The sequence below is a fragment of the Pseudomaricurvus alcaniphilus genome, from assembly GCF_011440395.1.
Taxonomy (GTDB): Bacteria; Pseudomonadota; Gammaproteobacteria; order Pseudomonadales; family Cellvibrionaceae; genus Pseudomaricurvus; species Pseudomaricurvus alcaniphilus.
In genome coordinates this window covers 175062-196325 of sequence record NZ_JAAOIX010000011.1, presented here as the reverse complement: position 1 = coordinate 196325, position 21264 = coordinate 175062, and the positions used below count along the sequence as shown (strand labels likewise).

Sequence of the window (21264 nt, the reverse complement as noted above, 5' to 3'; positions counted from 1 at the left end):
AAGTGATCCGGCAAATGGAGCATCGACATAAGAAACGATTGGCGGCGATAGAGTCGGCTGAGAGGTGCCGAAAACGCAGGCGACAACCAAAAGTCGCCGCGCCTAATGTGACAAAGTAGAAATAGAAATAAAAAGAATTACGAAGAAATGGTTTTTTGCCGTAATCTCTGCGCTTCTTTTCCTGGGGCGGGTTTTTATGGAGTGGCAAGGGTGGTTTGCGCTGGCCTTGACGGCGGCGGCATTGGTGGTATTGACGGTAACGGCGATCCGCCCGCACATAGTCATGATGGCGGTTTTGACCGTGTTGAGTGTCAGCGGCATTCTCTCCCCCGGCGAGGCCCTGGCGGGTTTCAGCAACGCCGGCTTGATCACCGTGGCGGCCATGTTTGTGGTGGCCGCGGGGATTCATGCCTCCGGCGGCATTGATCTGCTGGTGCACAAGGTTTTGGGGGAGCCGAAGTCGGTGCGCTCGGCCTTGAGCCGGATAATTGCACCGGTGGTGGTACTCAGTGGTTTCCTGAACAATACCCCGGTGGTGGCGACCATGATCCCGGCGCTGCACGCCTGGTCGCGCAAGATCAATATCGCCCCCTCGAAATTGATGATACCGCTGAGCTATACCGCCATTCTCGGTGGCACCCTGACCCTGATCGGTACCAGTACCAACCTGGTGATAAACGGCCAGTACCAGGCGCTCACTGGCAGTGCCGGATTTTCCCTGTTTTCCATTACCCTGGTGGGGTTGCCGGTAGCGCTGGCGGGGCTGTTGTTTATGTGGCTTTTTTTCCCTCGCTGGCTACCCGATCGCAGCGACAGCAATGCTTTTGCCAATATGCGCGAGTTTACCTTGGAAGTCAGCGTGGCTGCGAACGGCCCGCTGGTCGGTAAGACCGTAGTCGGCGCCGGCCTGCGTAACCTGCGGCGGGTCTACCTGGTGGAGATCGAGCGCGATGGCACTATCTTGACGGCGGTAACGCCGGAGGAAACCTTGCGCGGCGGCGACCGCCTGGTGTTTGCCGGTGACACTCAGGCCATTGCCGATCTGCTCAGGATAAATGGCATCGTCGCCTCTACGGAAAATGGCCAGCCCCACGGTCTTGCCGATCATAGAGCAGAGCGGTGCCTGGTGGAGGCCGTGGTTTCCCCCCACTGCGATGCGGTGGGCCTGGCAATCCGGGATGCCCGTTTTCGCGACCGCTACGGTGCAGTAGTGCTGGCAGTGGCCCGCAACGGCGAGCGGGTGCAGGGCAATCTCGGCACCATCGAGCTGCAGGCGGGTGACACCTTGCTGCTGGAGGCTCGACCGGCGTTTGTCAGCCGGCAGCGATTCAATAAAGACTTTCTGCTGATCAATGATCTGGGTACCGAAGCGCCGCGCCATGAGCGCGCCTGGCTGGCCTGGGCCATTCTGGTCGGGGTGGTGGTGGCCGCGGGGTTTGACCTGATCAGTATGCTCAATGCGGCGCTGCTCGGGGCGGGCCTGATGATTGTCAGCGGCTGCTGTTCTGTCAGTCAGGCGGAGAAAAGCCTCGACCTGACGGTCATTATCACCATTGCCGCATCGTTTGCGCTGGGCGCGGCGCTGCAGAATACCGGGGTAGCGAGGTTCCTGGCGGAGAATATTATCGCCAGCAGCGGCGGCAGCCCCTGGCTGATGCTGGTCCTGACCTATATTACCCTGTCGATTTTAACGGAAATGATCACCAACAACGCCGCCGCGCTGCTGATGTTGCCCATTGTGTTGGAAATGACTGCCCAGGCGGGGCTCAACAACGAGCCGTTTGTGTTTGCGGTCATGATGGCGGCGTCGGCCAGTTTTGCCACCCCGCTGGGATACCAGACCAATTTGATGGTCTACGGCCCGGGCGACTACCGCTTCAGCGATTTCCTCCGGGTCGGGGTGCCGATGAACGTGTTTGTCGGCGCGGTCACTATAGGTGTTTTACTGCTCGGCTGGCCGCTGGTGAAGGTGGCGTGATGGCTGGCGCCTGCCCGCGATCGAGTAACGCTTGCTACCCGCTGGAAAAAATGGCGTCCCCGAGACGATTCGAACGTCCGACCTAGCGCTTAGGAGGCGCTTGCTCTATCCTGCTGAGCTACGGGGACTCAGTGGTCGCGGATTATAACAGCACTTGGGCGACGACTGTAATACATTGAAGTAAATCAATTTTTTGCCCAAATGCGGGACGGCGGCCAGAGTCCGGCAACGGTCGAGAGTAGCAGGGAGTTGTGGCGAGGGTGACGGAGAAAGTGGCGCAAAGTATGGTGCAAAGTATGGTGCAAAGTATGGCGCGGAGAGCAGCGCAGCTGTGGTGGGACGATTACGGCCGCGTCGACGCGTAGTGGTGGAGTTGGTGAAACTATTAAAGAAACTCGACGCGGATGCAGGAACGTTACTGGCGGTGCTGGCGTGGGCCCGAATTTTTCAGCCTCCGGTTTACCTCCGGTGCGGCACCCAGACAAGTCGACGGCGCCTGTCAGTAAACCTCGTGTCTGCATTGTGCCGCAGTAGGGCGGGGTCAGCCAAATGACCTTTTTGTCGATCATCGTGCCCACCCTCAACGAAGAGCAGCAGATTACCGCTACCCTGGCGGTTTTGCAGCAGCAGCGTCGTGGAGCCGCAGAAGTGCTGGTGGTAGACGCCGGCAGCAGCGATCGCACCGTGACCCTGGCCGAGCCGCTGGCCGATCGCTGCCTGAAAGCGCCGCGGGGCCGGGCACGGCAAATGAACGCGGCGGCGGCCAGTGCCCGGGGGCAGTGGTTGTTGTTTCTGCACGCCGACACCCGTTTGCCCCCGGACTTCCTCCAGCAGATCCGGCTCGCCGAGCAGGCGGGCCGCCACTGGGGCTTTTTCCCCTTGCGTTTATCCGGCTCGGCGCGGCTGTTGCGGGTGGTGGAGCGGGGTATTAACCTGCGCTCCCGGCTCAGCCGGGTGGCCACCGGCGACCAGGCCATTTTTGTCAGCTGCCAGCTGTGGCAGCAATTGCAGGGCTTCGCGGATATTCCACTGATGGAGGACGTCGACTTCAGCAAGCGCGCGCGCCGAACAGGGCTGCCGTTTGTGGCGCGCTCCCACCTGCAGACTTCCAGCCGCCGCTGGCAGGAGCGGGGTATTATCAAAACCGTTGTCACCATGTGGTGGCTGCGTTTGCAGTACTGGCTCGGGGTCAATCCGGCCCGGCTGGCGCGGCAGTATCGCTAGTGCACGGGAATCTTGTGGACAGGGCTTTCGTGGACGGGAATTCTAAAGAAGAGAGTGGGAACAGTATGCCGCGCCGCGATTGCTGCGTGTTGCAATTCGCCAAGCTGCCCGAGCTCGGCAAGGTCAAGACTCGCATGCAGCCGCACTTGAGCCCGGCCCAGAGTGTGCTTTTGCACCAGCGCCTGACCACGTATACCTATGCCTGTCTCGCGCCTGAACCGGGCTGGGATTACCAGCTCTGGGCCAGCAGTGAGCCCGGCGCGGATTTTTTTGCCCGCCTGGTCGAGCCGGCCCAGGGCCGGGTGAAGGTGTTGGCGCAGCGCGGTGCCGATCTGGGGGAGCGCATGGGGGCGGCCCTGCAGCTCGCCCTGGCAAGCTATCGCTGGGTGGTGATCGTGGGGAGCGATTGTCCGTTTTTAACCCCGGCGCATATCCAGCGTATGTTCGCGGCGCTGCAACAGGGCAGTGATTGTGTGCTGGTGCCGGCGGAAGATGGCGGCTATGTCGCCATCGGGGCCGGGCGCTATGCCCCGGATTTGTTTGCCGGGGTCAGTTGGGGCGGCGCTACTGTGTTGGCGCAAACCCTGGCCAACCTGGCGCGACTGGGCTGGCGCCACAGCTGCCTGGCGGCGCTGCCCGATATCGACCGGCCTGAGGATTTGCAGCAATTGCAGGAGTTGGGCTGGTGGTCGGCGGAGCGCGGCTTTACACCTTGATTCTATACCTTGATAACGGTGTGGCTCTGGTTCTGGGTTCGAGTGTCGCCGGCGGCGGTGTACAGTTTCGGGTTTTGCACCTGTTGGCCGCGGATAATACCGAGCAGCTGTTTTAAAGTGCGCTGGCCGCGACTGATCATCTTGCCGTTGATTTCGTTGGCGTTTTTACACTCTTTGATCTTGCCCTGAAACTGCTGCCAGAGCTCGCTGACTTCGGGATTGGCCAGCTCCTGCAGCAGTCGCTCCCAGCACTGTTCTGCCGGCAGGCGGGTGCGCTCGGCGAGGAATTTTATCCAGCCGCTGCGCTGGCGGGCGTTTTGCTCCAGTTGCGCCATCAGCGCCTGTTTCCGTTCCAGCAGGGCACTCAGGCCCTGGTGGTCGCGGCTTTGCAATACTTCGTGTTCGTGGGTCAGGAGCTTGGCCAGGGCGTCGGCTGAGGTGATGTCCTTGCGGATCATTTGTTCTACTGCCTGGGCAGACACCTGCACAGGGGAAGTTGTTGCTGTCATGTTTTTCTCCAGGCCCGGGCGGGGCCGATGGCGGTAGCGATAGTGGGCACTAAGTGGGAATTGCGGTGCTGCCTGTTAGCGCTAAAGCCGGTTTTGGTGTAGTCCGTTTTGTGAAACTTTTATCTCGCTTGTTACTATCTGCTGCATGCACAGGCCGCGCAGGGCCAGTGATTTAACCCCGGTACTGGTTAAAACTGGTCGTCCTGCTCGAGCATGCGCTCGGCGATGCGCTCGGGATTGATTTGATAGCTCCCTTCCGCAATGGCCCGCTTGATGTCAGCCACCCGGTCGGAATTGACGTCCGGGCTGGAGCTGATCTGGCTCTCCAGTTTGTGCAGCAACCGCGCCTGTGTGCTGAGGGACACATCCGGCTTGCTGCTGGCCTGAGAGCCACTGCTTTCAGGCTGCGAGCTGGATTTGGTGTCAGTGCCGCGCGCATCAACGCGATTCCGCGGACTGCCCGAGGACGAGTGAATGTTGGAGTTCGAATCAATAACCATTGCTGCAATTCCCATATTGCTGCCGGAAAATACCGGACTTTAGTGTGTTGCCGACGGGTATCAAAACATGACTAAAGGTACCCTTGAAGAGGATATCGGCAGCCTCTGCGGTTACTTTAGTCACTTTCTCACTTTTTTTCATATCTTCTCGCCGTACCCTAAAGGTACACCTCCACCTCGCCGGGGGCGCTGATCCGGGCGCGAATTATCCGCTCCGAGCTGCTGTTTTTAATGCGAATCTGGTCGCCGACCTTGCCGCTGCTCATGGCGATGCCGAGGGTGACGATATTCAAGTCTGTGCCTACGGCCCTTACCTGCACCTGATCCCCTTTGCGCACCGCTGTGGGCTCCGTCAGGCTGGAGCTGTGGATGACATCGCCCAGCTGTATCGGGCGCCGGGTGACCATGCCCAGGGCGCTCTCGGCAGTAGTGTAAGTGCGGCTCTCGGAACCGCTGAGGCGGCGCTGCTCTGTTTGCAGGTCGGCGCTGGTCAACTGGGTGCCGCGGGGAATATTGCGCAGCGCAACCGCCACATGGCGCAGGCGCTCGACACTGGCGGTCAGGTAAAACGACCAGTTGCGGTCGGCCTCGCACAGTACCCTGACCGTCACATTACTGGCGTTATTGGCATTGCCGTGCAGGCTGTATGTCAAAGCATTGTCGCAGTGGTTCAGGCGCAGGCGCGGGTCCGGGCTGTTGATGGCGACTTCCAGCAGGTCGGCCGGCGCCTGTTCTGCCAGCACTGCCAGCAGGAACTCCCGCGCCTCCCGCTCAATCTGCTGCAGGTACTCCGCTGTGGCCTGCTGCGCCGCTGCTGGCGGCGTCAGGGCCAGCAGCAGGCAGGTGCCCAAGGCGTAATAAAAATTACGAAGTCTCATTATATTGACCTATGCTTTAAAGCAGATTGTGGTGCGGTTAAAGCCCTGCCGGGTGCTGCCGTTAAGGCCCTGTATACCGCTCGAGCGGGGCAACCGAAGCAACTGCTCGGTAGTGGTCCGGCGGTGGGGCACAAACTCTCGGCTAACTTTGGAAGAATATCTATGCAATCAGTGTGCCGATATGAGGCGTTTGTCCAGCGGTCGATCCGGCCGGCGATGATCACTGCGGGGCGGCCATGACCGGTTTAATAGACAGTGTCGACCAGCGCACCCGGCTGGTGGGACAAAATCGGCTGGAGTTGCTGTTGTTCAGGCTCGGCTCCGGACAGCTCTATGGCATCAATGTGTTCAAGGTCAAGGAAGTGCTGCAGTGCCCGCGCCTGACCGCCATCCCGCAACGCAAACCGGTGGTGCGAGGGGTGGCGCATATTCGCGGCAGCACCGTGCCGATTCTCGATATGAATGTGGCCACAGGCCAACCTCCGCTGGCGGATATCGACAAGTGCTACGTCATTATTACCGAGTACAACCGTTCTACCCAGGGCTTCCTGGTCAGCAACGTCGAACAGATCATCAACACCAATTGGGAAAATATTCACCCGCCGCCGCGGGCCGTGGGCAGTGATACTTACCTGACCGCGGTGACTGAAACGGCCGGGCGCATGGTGGCTATTGTGGATGTGGAGAAGATTCTGGCCGAGGTGAGCAGCGCCAGGGAGCAGGTCAGCGATGCAGTTATAGCGACGGGTGTGGCGGCGCGGATGCATGGCCGTCATCTGCTGATCGTGGATGACTCCAGTGTGGCGCGGCGGCAGATCCAGGGGGTGATGCAGTCCATGGGGTTGATCACCACCGCCTGCGAGGATGGCCGCAAAGCACTGCAGTTCCTGCAGGCTATGGTGGCAGAGGGAAAAAACCCCAGTGACGAACTGATTCTGGTGATCTCGGATATTGAAATGCCGGAAATGGACGGCTACACCTTCACTGCTGCGGTCCGGGCTGACCCCCGCCTGTGTGACTTGCACATTATCCTGCACACCTCGCTCAGTGGCGTGTTTAATAAAGCTATGATCGATAAAGTCGGGGCCAATGATTTCCTCGCCAAATTTAACCCGGATGAACTGGCGCAGCGAGTCAATGCCCATATGTTGACTCTGCTGGCGCAGCAGGGCGAGGAGGTGACGCCGTGAATACCACCGGGACCATTGCCAGGTCCAGCGTCAAATCGGCGTTGCCGACCGCGCTGGGGCAGCGGGTTTTTGTAACTGTGGCTGCCGGGTTACCGTGACCAGTTCCACCGCGGTGTGCGGTTTCGATGCCTTTCGCCAGTATCTGCGCCGGGTCAGCGGCATTGCCCTGGCCGAAAACAAGCAATACCTGGTCGAAGTCCGGTTGCGACGGATCATGACCGATATGGGGCTGGGCAACTTGACCGATTTGGTTGAATTGCTGCAGCTGCCCGGCAGTCGCGCTTTGCGTGGCCAGGTGGTGGACGCGATGACCACCAACGAGACCTATTGGTTTCGCGACCAATACCCGTTTGAGTGCCTGCGCCGCACCCTGTTGCCTGAGTTGCTGGCTCGTGCCGATCACACCCCGGTGCGTATTTGGTCGGCGGCCTGTTCCACCGGCCAGGAGCCGTTTTCCATCAGCATTGCGGCGCAGGAGTCTTATCACAGCGGTGCCGACGCGAGGCCGGTGGAAATTGTGGCCACTGATCTGTCGTCGCGGGTGTTGGGGCAGGCCCTGGCGGCGGAGTACGACCAGTTGGCAATTACCCGGGGCCTGGATGACAGCCAGGTGAGGGACTACTTCCAGCGCTCGGACGATGGCGCCAGTTGGCGGCTGAAGCCACATTTGCAGGAGCGGGTCAGCTTTCGGGCCCTGAACTTGCTCGACTCCTACGCCAGCCTGGGTCAATTCGACCTGATTTTTTGTCGCAATGTACTGATTTACTTCGACAGCGATGCCAAGCAGGATATTCTGCGCCGCCTGCATCGCGCCCTGAAGCCAAACGGCATTCTCTTTCTCGGCGCCTCCGAAGGTGTTGCCAATCTCACCGATCTGTTTGAGCTCGTCCACGCCCACCCGGGTATCTATTACCGCGCCCGCTAGCTTGCCGGCAGAGCGGTAAAGCCTTGCCGCTCCACCACTGCCGCCTGTCCTTTCATACCTTTCGCTGAAAATTAATCTTTTAAAAATCAATGGCTTAAAAATTATTAATTGGCTGGCACAGGGATTGCTATAACTCCTGCAGACACATTTAATTTGAGCGACGGACGGACAACATGGCTATCAGTTTTGACCGGGCACTGGGCATACACGACGACGCATTGCGCTTTCGCAGCCAGCGCGCATCGGTACTCGCTAACAACCTTGCCAACCTGGACACCCCCAATTACAAGGCCCGCGACCTGGATTTTGGCAGCATGCTCAAGCGCGCCGAGGGCAGTTCCGCAGCCATGTCCATGACCGCCACGCACCAGTCCCATCATCGGCAGGCCGGATTGATCGAGCGGGAAGACGATGCTCTCTATCGCACGCCCGGCCAGCCGAGCATCGATGGCAACACCGTGGAAGAGCATGTCGAGCACGCTAAGTACATGGAGAACTCACTGGCCTTCCAGGCGACCTTCACCATGTTGAATGGCAAGTTTAAAGGCCTCACCAGCGCGCTGCGCGGCGAATAATTAACAGGAGACTGACTGATGGCACTAGGAACCGTTTTTGATATCGCCGGCTCGGGCATGAACGCCCAGAGCGTGCGCCTGAACACCACTGCCAGCAACCTGGCCAATGCCCAGACTGCCAGTTCCAGTATCGACCAGGTCTATCGCGGTCGCCATCCGGTGTTTGCCGCCCACTATCGCGACAGCATGGAGCTGGGCGCAGACAGCCCGGCGAGCGCGGCCCAGGCCGGCGTTCAGGTGCTGGGTGTGGTGGAGAGCGACGCGCCGCTGCAGCCGCGCTACGAGCCACACCACCCCCAGGCGGACGAGGAGGGCTACGTCTACTACCCGAACGTCAACGTGGTGGAGGAAATGACCAATATGATTTCCGCCTCGCGCTCCTTCCAGGCCAATGTGGAAGTCATGAATTCAGCCAAGTTAATGGTGCAGCGCGTTCTCACGCTCGGCCAATAGTATTTAGCAAGGTAATACTGTTATGGATATTGCTACTAACGAATTGTCCAGTGTGCTGGAACAGTACAGCCGGGCACCAGAGCCAACCGGTCCCTCGAAAGAGTTGGGCAAGGATGAGTTTTTAAAGCTGCTGGTTACCCAGATGGAAAACCAGAATCCGCTGGAGCCGCAGGACAACGGCGAGTTTATCGCCCAGTTGGCCCAGTTCAGCTCGCTGGAAGGTATCGATAACCTGAATGACACCATGGGCGGCTTTGTCTCCAGTTACCAGTCTAACCTGGCGCTGGAAGCGACCGCACTGGTGGGGCGCCAGGTGCAGGTACAAACGGACACCGCCTGGTTGAACCAGGGGGAGCTGTTTACTGGCGTGGCACAGTTACCGGTCAGCAGTCCCAGCGTGGCCATCGCCATTCATGATGAAAGTGGCCAACTGGTACGCAACATCAACCTCGGCTCGCAGACAGCTGGCGATATCTCTCTCGCTTGGGACGGGCTCAACAATGATGGCGTGAGCCTGCCCTCCGGCAAGTATACCGTGCAGGCCGAGGCGCAAATCGATGGCAAACAACAGAGTTTGAACACGCTGCTGGGGGCCAACGTCAACAGCGTCACCCTGGGTACCAATGGTGGCACAACCACCTTGAACCTGGCGGGTATCGGCAAGGTGGATCTCAAGGACGTGCAGACGATTCAGTAGCCAATCGTGGCGTACCAGTCGTGGTGGCTAAGCCCGCCACGGCACAAACCTGAAAATTAACGCGTTGATGGCGCTGCCATCGAAGCAATAAAGTGAAGTAGAGGATAGGACTATGTCGTTTACTATTGGTCTGACAGGAATACGCGCCGCCGACAGTGATCTCGGTGTAACGGCCAACAACATCGCCAATGCCAGCACCTCCGGCTTTAAGCGCTCGCGGGCGGAATTCGGCGATGTTTACGCCAGTTCCATTGTCGGCACCGCGGCCAACTCGGCCGGCAGCGGCGTGGCCCTTACCGATGTCTCCCAGCAGTTTACCCAGGGTAATATCTCCTTCACCGACAGTGCGCTGGACCTGGCCATCAACGGCAGTGGTTTTTTTATCCTCAGTGACAACGGCGATCCCACCTACACCCGCGCCGGGCTATTCTCCACCGATAACCAGGGATATCTGGTAAACAATTCAGGTTACAACCTGCAGGGCTTTGGGGCCGATGACGATGGCAATATCGTCAACGGTGTGCTCACTGATTTGCAGGTGCGATCCGGCAACCAGGCGCCCCAGCAAACCACCGAGGTTACCTCCCGTTTTAACCTCGACGCCACCGAGCCCGCCCCGGAGGAGCTGGTCAGCACCACCAATGGTTCCCAGACCCAGCTGGCCTCAAATCCGGCCGCCCAGCTGACCCGCATGACCAGCGGTTTCGGGGTCGCCACCAGTTTTGCCACGGACAGCCTGAACCTGTCGTTTACCATTCCGGGCTTCGCCACGCCAGCGGCGCTGACCGTCAATGCCGCCAGTGTGGCGGCGGTGGGCAACGGCGATGCGACCATCGATAACGCCGCTGAGTTGACCGCACTGCTGAACAACTATTTTGCCGGCCTCGCCGCGCCCTACAATAGCATGACCGCCACGGCCACGGGCTCAACCATCGATATCGATCTCAGTGGCGAAGTGGCGGGGGCGAACACCAACTTTACCGTGTCCATGAACAATGTCAGCGGCAATGGCATTGCCGCCTTTGCGGCGGTGGCGCCGGGAGTCTCCTCCGGCCAGACGTCCGCCTACCAGGCGCCGGATAACGGCTACAGCCCGGGGCAGCTGGATGTGATTACCGCCACCACCACCCGCACCCTGGATTTGACCACCCGCCCCGGGCCCAACGCCACCGCGCGCCAGGTCGCCGAATATATCAACGAGCAGGACCAGGTGCAGAACCTCGGCATTGCCGCCAGTGCTCGCACCCATTTGCGCTTGTCGTCCGTGGGCGGCTTTGCCACCGGTGAATTGGCCATGGCCCTGAAACCGACCGACGGCGGTGGTGCCACCAATTTCCTGGTGCTGAACCCGGCCGGTGGCACTGGCAGCATCGAAGAGCAAATTGTTGCGGCGATCAGTAGTGCCAATATTCCCGGGGTCTCGGCATCGATTTCCAGCAGCGGGGTGATCGATATCACCGCCCTCAATGGCGAGGATATAATCCTCCAGAACAACGCTGCCGGTGGCGGCGCCAGCCTGGATTACGTGGGCCTGACCAATTATGGCGGCAGCCTCGGTGTGCCCGCCACCAGCCCGGGGCCGCTGACCCTGGACCCGGGTAACGAGATTGCCATGGGGGGCGAGCTCAATATTACCGTTAATGACGGCATCAGTGTCGCCGCCAGCAGCACCGGCACACCAGGTAATATCTGGGGAACCATGCCCGGCAACTCCAGCAATACTTTTGACCCGCTGGATGCCGACAGCTACAACTCGGCCACCTCCGTGACCATCTACGACAGCCTCGGTAACTCCCACATAATGACCCAGTATTTTGTCAAGGAGCGCACGGATCCTACCAATACCGCAGCCACCGCCAACAACTGGTCCATGTACATTACCATCGACGGTGAGAATGTCGGCAATCCGGCACCGGGCAGCACAGTGCCCGGGTTGGCTCAATACTCGCTGAAGTTTACCAATGACGGCACTCTCGACCCCGCTTCGGACGGCCCATTCCTGGTCAGCAACTGGACGCCGCTGGACGACAGCGGCAATTACAACGGCTCGCTGCGCCCTAATACCGGTGGAGTCTTGCCGATTCCGTCGCCGCCGATATCGTCGAACTTCGAGATTGATATTGCCGGTACCACCCAGTTTGGCAGTGATTTTGCCGTCAATGATGTGGACCAGGACGGTTTTGCCACCGGCCGCCTCACCGGTTTGAACATCGAGGAGAACGGCATTATCTTTGCCCGTTTTACCAACGGCCAGGCCCAGGTGCTGGGGCAATTGGCGCTGGCCGGTTTTGTCAACGAGGGCGGCTTGCAGTCCCAGGGCAATACTGGCTGGGCAGAGACCTTCGAATCCGGGCCGCCACTGGTGGGGGTGCCGCAAACCGCGGCCCTGGGCCTGGTGCAGTCCGGCGCCCTGGAGGAGTCCAATGTGGATATCTCCGAGGAACTGGTCAACCTGATTATTGCCCAGCGCAACTATCAGTCCAACGCCAAGACCATTGAAACCGCAGACCAGGTGACCCAGACGATCCTCAATATCTAAAGGGTTGCCGGTTAATTCAAGGGGCAAGTCCTTGAGTTGAATGAGTCTGCAGTTGCTGACCTTTCGCCAGCGTCCACGCGCCTTTCCCTGGCACTGCCGGGCCCCTGTTGACAGAGCTGTGTGGCCGTTTGGTCGCACTTGGCCCGCTCCTTGCAACCCCTCTATTGAACGCAGCAAAGCGGCAATCAATTTCCGCTTCGAGGCCAATAGAGGAGTACTGCAGTGGACAAGGCACTATACATATCCATGACAGCCGCCAAGCACAATATGCAGGCGCAGACTGTTCATGCCAACAATCTTGCCAATGCCAACACCACCGGCTTTCGCGCCGATTTCGCCCAGGCGCGCAGCATGCCGGTTTACTACGGTGACGGGCATCCTTCCCGCGCCTACGCCCTGACAGAAAGTCCGGGCACGGACTTTTCCCCCGGCCCCCTGATGGCCACTGGCCGAGAACTGGACCTGGCAGTGGAAGGGGAGGGCTATATTGCGGTATTGGCGCCGGATGGCAGCGAAGCCTATACCCGTGCCGGAGGCCTGACCCAGGGTGCCGATGGCCAGTTGTTGAGTGGCAATGGCCTGCCAGTCCTCGGTGATGGCGGCCCCATCTTCTTTCCCCCCAACAGCAAAATTGACATCGCCGCCGATGGCAGTGTGACCACCCGCGGGGCGACACCGCTGGACTTGGCCCAGGCCGACCGGATACGACTGGTCAACCCCGATCCCGCGGAGTTGGTCAAGGGCGAAGACGGACTGGTGCGGTTGCGTGACGGCGCGGGCGAAGCGCCCGCCGATGCTGAGGTCAGGGTGCAGTCCGGCTTTCTGGAAGGCAGTAACGTCAACCCGATAGCCGAATTTACCAATGTGCTGTCGTTGTCGCGGCAATACGAACTCAGCGTCAAGTTGATGAAGAGCGCGGAAAGTAATTCGCAGTCATCGGCGCGCTTATTGCAGAGCTCCTGATGAACGGCTTGCGGTGTCAAAAAAATGACCGCCTGATTGTGGTTGCAGGCAGCGGGATTAGTGGGGGCAAAAAGTTGACGGCGCATGGTCGTTGTCCGCGCAAGCTCTCGCAGCAAGGAACCTTTAATCGAGTAGTGACGAATCATGCAGTGACGAATCATGCAGTGACGAATCAAGCAGTGACGAATCAAGCGATGAAGAACCAAATAAGCACGAACCCTAAAACAGAGGTGATCAAATGATACCTGCCCTGTACGTCAGCAAGACCGGGCTCAGCGCCCAGGATACCCAGCTGAGCACCATCTCCAACAATCTCGCCAATGCCTCCACCGTGGGCTATAAGCGCGAACGCGCCGTGTTTGAGGATTTGTTTTACCAGATCCAGCGCCAGCCCGGGGCCCAGTCCAGCCAGGACACCCAGCTGCCTTCGGGGCTGCAAGTGGGTACCGGTGTTCGGGTTGTGGGAACCCAGAAAGAGTTCACCACCGGCAGCATGCAAGTTACCGGCAATAATCTCGATCTCGCCATCGATGGTCGCGGCTTTTTCCAGGTGTTGTCGCCGGACGGGGAGATCAGCTACACCCGCAACGGCGCCTTTCACCTCAGTGCCGACGGTGAAATCGTCAATGCCAACGGCTTGCTGCTGCAGCCGGCCATTACCGTGCCGGCCGGCACCTTGCAACTGACCGTCGGTGACGACGGGGTGGTGTCGGCCACGCTCAGTGGCCAGGTGGACCCGGTGGAGATTGGCCAGATTGAAACGGTGGATTTTATCAACCCCGCTGGCCTGCAAGCCATGGGCGGCAATATTTTCCGGCAGTCCGCCGCCAGTGGTGACCCGGTGCCGGGTACCCCGGGGCTGGATGGCCTGGGCCAGGTAAAACAGGGCTCACTGGAAAACTCCAATGTCGATATCGTCGAGGAGATGGTGAATATGATCACCACTCAGCGGGTCTACGAATTGAACTCGAAAGTGATCTCCACATCGGACCAGATGCTGCAGTTTATCAGCCAGAATATGTAACCGGTGTTAAAGCTAGTTGGACCAGGTATCAGCTTATGAACGCACAGACATTAAAGCGCTTTTTGCGCACCCCGGTTACCGCACTGGCTGGCTTGTGCCTGCTGGCCAGCGGTTGCGCGGTGCAGACGCCAGTGCAGCCGGGAGACCCGGCCTACGCACCGGTGATGGCGGCGCCGGCACACAGCCCCCAGCCGGAAGCGGGCTCGCTCTACCAGCCGGGTTATGGCTTGCAGTTATTCGGTGATCGCAAGGCCCACCGCATCGGCGATGTCATTACCGTGGTGCTGGATGAGCGCACTGTGTCCCAGAAAACCACCAATGTCTCCGTGAAAAAAGAGAGTGATGCCAGTTTCAATGCCGGCCCGATTCTCGGTACCACCCCGTCATTTAAAAACATGGGACTGAATACCGATTTACAACAAGACCGCGACTTTACCGGTGAAGCAGATGCCGACCAGAGCAACAGCCTCGAGGGCAACATCAGCGTCACCATTGCTGACATTCAACCCAACGGCAACCTGATTGTGCGCGGTGAAAAGTGGATGACCCTGAACCGGGGCGACGAGTTTATTCGCATCAGCGGTGTCATTCGGCCGGAAGACATCAACCCGGACAACACCGTGCTCTCCAACCGGTTGGCCAATGCGCGCATTTCATACAGCGGTACTGGCGAACTGGCCAACAGCAACCAGATGGGTTGGCTGAATCGCTTTTTTAACAGCCCGGTTTGGCCTTTCTAGGAGAATACACAGTGATTGACCTGTCCTTATATCGCCGTTTTCCCTTCACAGCAGTGGCGCTGGTGCTGGCAGCCAGCCTGCTGCTCGGCACCTACGCCCGGGCGGAGCGCATCAAGGACCTGGCCGATGTGGCCGGTGTGCGCAGCAATAAACTGCTGGGTTACGGTCTGGTGGTGGGGTTGGACGGGACTGGCGACAAGGTCAATCAGGCACCGTTCACAACCCAGTCTTTCAAGAGCATGCTCAAGCAGTTCGGCATTACCTTGCCGCCGGGGGCCAGCGTAAATATGAAAAACGTGGCCGCGGTCATGGTGCACGGCGACCTGCCGGCGTTTGCCAAGCCCGGCCAGCGCATGGACATCACCGTGTCCTCCATCGCCGATGCCAAGAGCCTGCGCGGCGGCACGCTGTTGATGACGCCGCTCAAGGCCCTGGACGGCAATGTCTACGCCATAGCCCAGGGCAACCTGGTGGTGGGTGGGTTTGGCGCCGAGGGCGCCGACGGTTCCAAAGTCACCGTCAACGTTCCCAGTGTTGGGCGCATACCGAACGGCGCTACGGTGGAGCGCAGCTCCCCGAACAACTTCGATAACGGTCAACCGATTGTGTTTAATCTGCACCGCGGCGACTTCACCACCGCCAAGCGCATGGCTCAGGCCATCAACCAGATGTTGGGCCCGGATGTGGCCAGGCCCATGGATGCCTCTTCCGTAATGGTGGATGCGCCCATCAACCCGGCCCAGAAAGTAAATTACCTGTCGCTGCTGGAAAACATTGAAGTGGCACCGGGCCGGGAGGCGGCACGGATAGTGATCAACTCCCGCACCGGAACCATTGTGGTCGGCCAGGACGTGCGGGTGGAGCCGGTGGCGGTCACCCACGGCAGCCTTACCGTCACCGTCAACGAGACGGTGCAGGTAAGCCAGCCCAATCCGCTGGGCGAGGGTGAGACGGTGGTGGTGCCGGAAACCGCGGGTATCGATGCCACCCAGGATATCAACCCGATGTTTAAATTGGATGGCGGTGCCAGCCTGGAAAGTATTGTCCGGGCGGTAAACCTGGTGGGTGCCGCGCCAGGGGATTTGATGGCCATTCTCGAGGCTATGAAGCAGGCCGGCGCCCTGCAAGCCGAACTGATCGTGATCTAGACAGCGGAGCGCGCAGCGATGATAAATTCCAGCAACGGCAACAGTTTATTGGCAGGGCTCGGCAGCAGTGATGCCGGTGTCTATACCGATCTGTCCGGCCTGCAGAAGATCAAGCAGGTCAATAAGCAGGGCGGCGGCGAGGAAGCGCTGCAGGCCATTGCCAAGCAGTTTGAATCCGTGTTTCTCAATATGATGATGAAAAGTATGCGCGAGGCCAATGAGGCCTTTAAAGATGAGGGCATGAGCGGTTCCAACGAGATGGATTTCTACCAGCAGATGTTCGACCAGCAGTTGGCCCTGAGCCTCTCCAGCCGCGGCGGCATGGGCCTGGCCGACGCCCTGGTGCGGCAGATGCGCCAATCCATGCCGGGTGGCCAACCGGCGCCCCAGCCCAGCCCTGTGTCTACCCCTATGTCCCAACTTACCCCTGTGTCCCAGTTAGGCCCTGTGCCCCAGCGCTCCTCTGCGCCGCTGCAGTCCTATCGGGAGGTGGCGGCCAGCGATAGTCCAGCGGCATCTACCGCGGCCAGCCCCTTTGTCGACCAACAGGATTTTATCCAGCGCTTAACCCCGCTGGCGGCGACCGCCGCCAATGAGATTGGGGTAGACCCGCGCTACCTGATTTCCCAGGCCGCCCTGGAAACCGGCTGGGGGCAGCACCTGATTGTCGATGACGCTGGGCGCAACAGTCACAACCTGTTTGGTATCAAGGCCGGCGCAGATTGGCCCGGCCGAGTGGCGGTGGTAGAGACGCTGGAATACCGTGACGGCCTGCCGGTAACGGAAACAGCCCGCTTTCGGGCCTACGATTCCTACGCCGAGAGTTTCAGGGATTACGCCAGTTTTGTGGGCGCAAAGCAGCGCTATCAGGAAGCATTGAATTCAGCACCGGACTCGGAGCAGTACCTGCATGAATTGCAGCGGGCGGGCTACGCGACTGATCCGGACTACGCCAGTAAAATCATCGATATCGTGCGTCGCAATTTCACTGCGGCGGCCACGGCTGAGCGAGGCTAGGCACGATGGCGGGGTTGTTAAATACAGCGGTTAGCGGGCTTCAGGTCAGCCAGACGGCGCTGAAAACCACCGGGCATAATATCGCCAACGCCAATACGCCAGGCTATAGCCGCCAGAGTGTTGAGCTGGCCACCAATGCCCCCAGCTTTACCGGCGCCGGTTTTATTGGCAACGGCGTTACCATCACCGCGGTGGAGCGTGTCGTCGATGAGTTCCTGATCACTCAGTTGCGTGCCGACAGTTCCCTCAACAGCGAGTTGCAGACCTTTAGCAGCAATATCGGGCAGTTGGATACTCTGCTGTCAGATTCATCAACCGGGCTCTCCGCCGGCCTGGACCGGTTTTTTTCGATGCTCGAGAATGGCGCCGATGACCCGGCTTCGATTCCCTCGCGGCAGTTGATTGTCAGTGAGGCGGAAAACCTGGCGCAGCGGTTTAACACCCTCTACGAGCGTATCTCGACCATTGGCGAAAACGTCGACAGTAAAATGAATGTGGCGGTCAGCCAGATCAATTCCCTGGCCAGCAATATCGCGACGCTCAATAACAAGATCTCGCAAACCACCAGTAGCCTCGCTCCCAACGATTTGCTGGATCAGCGCGAGGAAGCGCTGCGCCAGCTGTCGGAACTGGTGGCCATCGATGTGGTAGACCAGGGCGATGGCCTGGTGAACGTCAGCGTCGGCTCGGGGCAGTCGCTGGTGATTGGCTCCACGGCCCGGCAAATGGCAATAGTGGACGGTGAGCTGGACCCGCAGTTGCGGGAAGTCGCGTTCAGTGACGGCGCCCGCAGCCAGGTGATAACTGCTTTTATCAACGGCGGTGAGCTGGGCGGTCTGCTGGATTTTCGCGACAGTATACTCAGCACCAGCCTCAATGAGCTGGGGCGGGTGGCAATGGTGCTCAGCGACAGCGTCAACCAGGTACATCGCCTCGGCATCGATCTCAACAACCAGTTTGGCGGCGATTTTTTCCGCAGTGTCAACGATGCCGCGCTCAGTACTACCAGAGTTTTTAATGACGACGGCAACACCCCTCCCGATGACCGGGTATTGAGCCTCGAGCTGGTTGACAGCAGCATCTTGACGGCCAGTGATTACACCCTTGAAGCCGGCGCCGGCGATACCAGTTATCGTATCACCCGACACAGTGACGGGGCCGTGGTGGCGCGTGGCTCACTGCCGGCCAACCCCCCTGCCAGCGTGGAATTTGACGGCTTAAAACTGAATTTCGCCCAGGGCAGCTTCCAGCCGGGCGACAAGTTTCTTCTGCAGCCTACTCGCACCGCGGCGCGAGATATGACTGCGGTGATCGAGCGCCCGGATCAGCTGGCCTTTGCCAGTCCGCTGGTTACTGGCAGCGACAGTGGCAATACCGGTAACGCCACCATCAGCGCCGGCAGTGTCCTCAGCCTGGATACGGTCGACGGCGACCCGATCGGCCTGTTTAGTAACCAGCAGGATATGCAGCCGCCACTGCTGGTGCGCTTTACCACAGCGACCACCTACGAGGTGCTGGATAACAGCGACCCCGGCAAGCCGGTCGCGCTCGACCCACCGATACGCAATCGGGTCTATGTGCCCGGCCAGCAGAATCCACTGTTCAGCGGTGACCCTGGCGAAACCCTGGTTACTGCCGCTGGCAGCGCCCTGGGCATTGGCAGCGTGGTGACCGGGGCGGGGCCCCTGGCGCCGGTGGCCAACGGCTATCCCTCGGAAATCCTGAGTTTTCTGCACACTGACCCGGATACCGGCAGCACCACCCGCCAGGTATTGAACCCGGCCCTCAACAGCTCGGCCAAAACCCTGGCGGCGCAACTGGCCGACGTCAACGGTGTCTCTGCGTTTGCCCGCAATTCAATGGTGTTGTCCGGTGTGGCCGGCTTGAACAACAGCTCGCCGTTGCAGATCAACCTTAACGGGGTGGACCTGATTGAATACGACGCCGGCCTGGTCTCCAGCAAGGTTCCGGACCCGGCCGCCGATGCCGCCGCTTTCAATCGCTATCTCGCCACCAGAATCAATCAGGATAGTGGTTTTGCGAATCTCGGTATCTACGCGGTGGCAGCCACCAACGCCACCAGCGGCCAGGGCGAGCTGCAGGTTTTCTCCACCCAGGGTGACGACTTTAATCTCAGTCTCGAAGCCAGCGGCGGCGACAGCCTGGTGGTCAGCGATTACAACGCCAGCGCCCGCACCCTGACCGGTGCCGGTGCCGGCAACCAGGCCGCGGTGACCGTGGGGGGAACGCTGGACGTAGTATTGGCTGCCAATGTGCAGTTGGCCAGCAACCCGACCGTCAGCGGCCTGTTGGGAGACAGCTCGGCGGCCGGCTTTGCCCAGTCCACCTACCTGGGCATCAGCGCCAGTATCAATGGTGTTGCCGAGCGGGGTGACCAATTTACCCTGGACTTCAACCTGGACGGGGTTTCCGATAACCGCAACGCCATGGCACTGTCCAACTTGAGTACCGCCAACCTGGTCGACAGTGGCCAGCGCTCCCTCGGTGACGCCTACGGCACCCTGGTGGAGGTGATCGGCATTGAAACCAATACCGCCAAGCTCAACGGCGCGGCCAGTGCCCAGGTGCTGGCCCAGACCGAAGATCTGCGCAATTCCATTTCCGGGGTCAGCCTCGATGAGGAAGCCTCCAACCTGATTCTGTTTGAGCAAATCTACAACGCTAACGCCCAGGTTATCTCTGTGGCCAGAGACCTGTTTGATCGCCTGATCAATATCTTCTGAGACTTGAGTCCATGAGAATATCAACTCTGCAAATGTACACCGTCGCCAATAGCAGCATCGGTGAAGCCAATCGGGAAATCGCCAAGACCCAGACCCAGATCTCCACCGGCCAGCGCGTTCTGACACCGGCTGACGACCCGGTGGCGGCGGTGAAGATGATGGAGTTGGATCACAACCTGGCGCGGCTGGAGCAGTACCAAAAAAATATTGATATCGCGGAAAACAACCTGTCACTGGAAGAGTCGACTCTCGACAGTGTGCTCAATTTAATCCAGCGGGTCAGGGAAGTGGCGGTACAGGCCGGTAACACCGCGGTCTATACCGACAGCGAATACGATGCTTTTGCCAGTGAAATCGATGCCCGGATCTCGGAATTGCAAAGCCTGATGAACACCCAGAATGCCTCCGGCGATTATATTTTTGCCGGTTACAAAGGCGGCGACAAGCCGTTTGTCGGCGATGCCAATTTTGGCTTTGCCTACCAGGGCACAGACGGCCAGGTCTATATCCGCATTTCCGATAACGCCGCGGTGGCCACCAGCGACTCGGGCAAAAAAGTGTTTGTGGATATTCCGGCGGCCCACAACACGGTGACTACCGCTGCTAACAGCGCCAATCGGGCGGTACCGCCCGCGGTTATCAGTTTCGGACAAATTGTCGACCAGGAAGACTACGACGCGTTTTACCCGGAAGATATGGTGATCAGCTTCCAGGACGATGCCAGTGTGGCGCCGCCGGGGAAAAACTTTACCATCACCGAGCGCTCCACCGGCAATGTGATCGGCCCCTACGAAAACTACCCTTATAATCCCGGCGATGAAATTGTGGTGCACGGCGTCAGTGTGACGATCATGGGGGCGCCGGCTTCAGCCAACGGGACGGCCGAAGGCGACAAGTTTTTTATCAACTCGGCCCCCAACCAGGATATTCTCACCACCCTGGCGCGCTTTAGCGACGCCATGAAACGAGTGGACGGCACCCAGGAAAGCAAGGGGTTCCTCAGCGATATCGTGGCCGACACCCTCGACAACCTCAACAACGCCCAGGTCAATATCCTGGAAACCACGTCCAGTCTCGGCGCCCGCTTTAACACCCTGGAGAGTACCCGCGAGTTGCACCAGGACACGGAGTTGTTGTCCCAGGAAATCCTCGCTGACTTGCGCGATCTCGATTACGCCGAAGCCGCCTCGCGCCTGTCGGCGCAAACCATGATCCTGCAGGCCGCCCAGGCCGCCTTCACTCGAGTCAGTCAGTTGAGTTTGTTTAGCCGGTTGTAATAGTCCTGGCGCGGCAGGGGAGTGCGAGGCCGTCGGCGCGGGGATTACAAAAACAAGTTGCTGGACAGCTATTAGCTACCCGTTCGTATTGCAGGTTTTCTATTTCGCCAGACAGAGAAAAGCTCGCGCAGTAAACTGCGCGAGCCAGGAAGGGAAGTTACTACTCG

21 protein-coding genes and 1 tRNA gene are annotated in these 21264 nt (G+C 59.5%); 17 read left to right on the top strand and 5 right to left on the bottom strand.

What is annotated here, in order from left to right:
- Positions 1–196 precede the first annotated feature (196 nt).
- The gene (locus G8764_RS19360; protein ID WP_166166869.1) at positions 197–1978 is read left to right on the top strand and encodes an SLC13 family permease; all 1782 of its coding nucleotides are present in this window, start codon (positions 197–199) and stop codon (positions 1976–1978) included.
- 51 nt (positions 1979–2029) lie between these two features.
- Here the strand turns inward: G8764_RS19360 and G8764_RS19355 are convergent.
- Positions 2030–2106, bottom strand: a tRNA-Arg gene (locus G8764_RS19355).
- A gap of 421 nt (positions 2107–2527) precedes the next feature.
- Here G8764_RS19355 and G8764_RS19350 point away from each other — a divergent pair.
- Positions 2528–3202, top strand: coding sequence for a TIGR04283 family arsenosugar biosynthesis glycosyltransferase (locus G8764_RS19350; RefSeq protein ID WP_166166866.1), 675 nt, complete (start codon positions 2528–2530; stop codon positions 3200–3202).
- 65 nt (positions 3203–3267) lie between these two features.
- Positions 3268–3918, top strand: a complete 651-nt coding sequence (locus G8764_RS19345; protein WP_166166864.1) for a TIGR04282 family arsenosugar biosynthesis glycosyltransferase — start codon at positions 3268–3270, stop codon at positions 3916–3918.
- A 2-nt stretch (positions 3919–3920) separates the two neighbouring features.
- Here the strand turns inward: G8764_RS19345 and G8764_RS19340 are convergent, their stop codons facing one another.
- The 4 genes from G8764_RS19340 to flgA form a co-directional block, all read right to left on the bottom strand.
- Positions 3921–4427, bottom strand: a complete 507-nt coding sequence (locus tag G8764_RS19340; protein WP_166166861.1) for a flagella synthesis protein FlgN — start codon at positions 4425–4427, stop codon at positions 3921–3923.
- A 188-nt stretch (positions 4428–4615) separates the two neighbouring features.
- Positions 4616–4927: a flagellar biosynthesis anti-sigma factor FlgM gene (gene flgM, locus G8764_RS19335; RefSeq protein WP_166166859.1), complete on the bottom strand. Its 312-nt coding sequence runs from the start codon at positions 4925–4927 to the stop codon at positions 4616–4618.
- Positions 4917–5069, bottom strand: a complete 153-nt coding sequence (locus tag G8764_RS19330) for a hypothetical protein (protein WP_166166856.1) — start codon at positions 5067–5069, stop codon at positions 4917–4919. Before G8764_RS19330 ends, flgM begins: the two co-directional genes overlap by 11 nt.
- A 16-nt stretch (positions 5070–5085) precedes the next feature.
- A complete protein-coding gene (flgA, locus tag G8764_RS19325; protein ID WP_166166853.1) occupies positions 5086–5805 on the bottom strand; it encodes a flagellar basal body P-ring formation chaperone FlgA in 720 nt (239 codons plus the stop codon).
- A gap of 236 nt (positions 5806–6041) precedes the next feature.
- On the opposite strand from flgA, the gene G8764_RS19320 reads away from it, so the two are divergent.
- From G8764_RS19320 to flgL, 14 genes are all read left to right on the top strand, one after another.
- The gene (locus tag G8764_RS19320) at positions 6042–6995 is read left to right on the top strand and encodes a chemotaxis protein CheV (RefSeq protein ID WP_166166851.1); all 954 of its coding nucleotides are present in this window, start codon (positions 6042–6044) and stop codon (positions 6993–6995) included.
- Between the two features lie 94 nt (positions 6996–7089).
- A complete protein-coding gene (locus tag G8764_RS19315; RefSeq protein WP_341806422.1) occupies positions 7090–7920 on the top strand; it encodes a CheR family methyltransferase in 831 nt (276 codons plus the stop codon).
- Positions 7921–8093: 173 nt separating this feature from the next.
- Complete coding sequence (flgB, locus tag G8764_RS19310) at positions 8094–8495, top strand: flagellar basal body rod protein FlgB (RefSeq protein ID WP_166166849.1); 402 nt, start codon at positions 8094–8096, stop codon at positions 8493–8495.
- Between the two features lie 18 nt (positions 8496–8513).
- Positions 8514–8948: a flagellar basal body rod protein FlgC gene (flgC, locus tag G8764_RS19305; protein WP_166166848.1), complete on the top strand. Its 435-nt coding sequence runs from the start codon at positions 8514–8516 to the stop codon at positions 8946–8948.
- Between the two features lie 22 nt (positions 8949–8970).
- Complete coding sequence (locus G8764_RS19300; protein ID WP_166166846.1) at positions 8971–9645, top strand: flagellar hook assembly protein FlgD; 675 nt, start codon at positions 8971–8973, stop codon at positions 9643–9645.
- 112 nt (positions 9646–9757) lie between these two features.
- The gene (locus G8764_RS19295; protein ID WP_166166845.1) at positions 9758–12184 is read left to right on the top strand and encodes a flagellar hook-basal body complex protein; all 2427 of its coding nucleotides are present in this window, start codon (positions 9758–9760) and stop codon (positions 12182–12184) included.
- 222 nt (positions 12185–12406) lie between these two features.
- Positions 12407–13147 (top strand): flagellar basal body rod protein FlgF, encoded by a 741-nt coding sequence (locus G8764_RS19290; protein WP_166166843.1) that lies wholly within the window; start codon positions 12407–12409, stop codon positions 13145–13147.
- Positions 13147–13389, top strand: coding sequence for a hypothetical protein (locus G8764_RS19285; RefSeq protein WP_166166841.1), 243 nt, complete (start codon positions 13147–13149; stop codon positions 13387–13389). Before G8764_RS19290 ends, G8764_RS19285 begins: the two co-directional genes overlap by 1 nt.
- Positions 13386–14171, top strand: coding sequence for a flagellar basal-body rod protein FlgG (gene flgG, locus G8764_RS19280; RefSeq protein WP_166166839.1), 786 nt, complete (start codon positions 13386–13388; stop codon positions 14169–14171). Before G8764_RS19285 ends, flgG begins: the two co-directional genes overlap by 4 nt.
- Before the next feature lie 35 nt (positions 14172–14206).
- Positions 14207–14911, top strand: coding sequence for a flagellar basal body L-ring protein FlgH (flgH, locus tag G8764_RS19275; protein ID WP_166166837.1), 705 nt, complete (start codon positions 14207–14209; stop codon positions 14909–14911).
- A gap of 53 nt (positions 14912–14964) precedes the next feature.
- A complete protein-coding gene (locus G8764_RS19270; RefSeq protein ID WP_341806423.1) occupies positions 14965–16059 on the top strand; it encodes a flagellar basal body P-ring protein FlgI in 1095 nt (364 codons plus the stop codon).
- 18 nt (positions 16060–16077) lie between these two features.
- The gene (flgJ, locus tag G8764_RS19265) at positions 16078–17076 is read left to right on the top strand and encodes a flagellar assembly peptidoglycan hydrolase FlgJ (RefSeq protein ID WP_166166835.1); all 999 of its coding nucleotides are present in this window, start codon (positions 16078–16080) and stop codon (positions 17074–17076) included.
- Between the two features lie 5 nt (positions 17077–17081).
- Positions 17082–19820, top strand: coding sequence for a flagellar hook-associated protein FlgK (flgK, locus tag G8764_RS19260; protein ID WP_166166832.1), 2739 nt, complete (start codon positions 17082–17084; stop codon positions 19818–19820).
- Positions 19821–19831: 11 nt separating this feature from the next.
- Positions 19832–21097: a flagellar hook-associated protein FlgL gene (gene flgL / locus G8764_RS19255; protein WP_166166829.1), complete on the top strand. Its 1266-nt coding sequence runs from the start codon at positions 19832–19834 to the stop codon at positions 21095–21097.
- The last annotated feature ends 167 nt before the right edge of the window (positions 21098–21264 follow it).

Bases quoted from the DNA above. Each gene is read 5' to 3' on its own strand.
- G8764_RS19360 (WP_166166869.1), top strand. From the start codon at position 197: ATGGAGTGGCAAGGGTGGTTTGCGCTGGCCTTGACGGCGGCGGCATTG.
- G8764_RS19350 (WP_166166866.1), top strand. From the start codon at position 2,528: ATGACCTTTTTGTCGATCATCGTGCCCACCCTCAACGAAGAGCAGCAG.
- G8764_RS19345 (WP_166166864.1), top strand. From the start codon at position 3,268: ATGCCGCGCCGCGATTGCTGCGTGTTGCAATTCGCCAAGCTGCCCGAG.
- G8764_RS19340 (WP_166166861.1), bottom strand. From the start codon at position 4,427: ATGACAGCAACAACTTCCCCTGTGCAGGTGTCTGCCCAGGCAGTAGAA.
- flgM (WP_166166859.1), bottom strand. From the start codon at position 4,927: ATGGTTATTGATTCGAACTCCAACATTCACTCGTCCTCGGGCAGTCCG.
- G8764_RS19330 (WP_166166856.1), bottom strand. From the start codon at position 5,069: ATGAAAAAAAGTGAGAAAGTGACTAAAGTAACCGCAGAGGCTGCCGAT.
- flgA (WP_166166853.1), bottom strand. From the start codon at position 5,805: ATGAGACTTCGTAATTTTTATTACGCCTTGGGCACCTGCCTGCTGCTG.
- G8764_RS19320 (WP_166166851.1), top strand. From the start codon at position 6,042: ATGACCGGTTTAATAGACAGTGTCGACCAGCGCACCCGGCTGGTGGGA.
- flgB (WP_166166849.1), top strand. From the start codon at position 8,094: ATGGCTATCAGTTTTGACCGGGCACTGGGCATACACGACGACGCATTG.
- flgC (WP_166166848.1), top strand. From the start codon at position 8,514: ATGGCACTAGGAACCGTTTTTGATATCGCCGGCTCGGGCATGAACGCC.
- G8764_RS19300 (WP_166166846.1), top strand. From the start codon at position 8,971: ATGGATATTGCTACTAACGAATTGTCCAGTGTGCTGGAACAGTACAGC.
- G8764_RS19295 (WP_166166845.1), top strand. From the start codon at position 9,758: ATGTCGTTTACTATTGGTCTGACAGGAATACGCGCCGCCGACAGTGAT.
- G8764_RS19285 (WP_166166841.1), top strand. From the start codon at position 13,147: ATGAACGGCTTGCGGTGTCAAAAAAATGACCGCCTGATTGTGGTTGCA.
- flgG (WP_166166839.1), top strand. From the start codon at position 13,386: ATGATACCTGCCCTGTACGTCAGCAAGACCGGGCTCAGCGCCCAGGAT.
- flgH (WP_166166837.1), top strand. From the start codon at position 14,207: ATGAACGCACAGACATTAAAGCGCTTTTTGCGCACCCCGGTTACCGCA.
- flgJ (WP_166166835.1), top strand. From the start codon at position 16,078: ATGATAAATTCCAGCAACGGCAACAGTTTATTGGCAGGGCTCGGCAGC.
- flgK (WP_166166832.1), top strand. From the start codon at position 17,082: ATGGCGGGGTTGTTAAATACAGCGGTTAGCGGGCTTCAGGTCAGCCAG.
- flgL (WP_166166829.1), top strand. From the start codon at position 19,832: ATGAGAATATCAACTCTGCAAATGTACACCGTCGCCAATAGCAGCATC.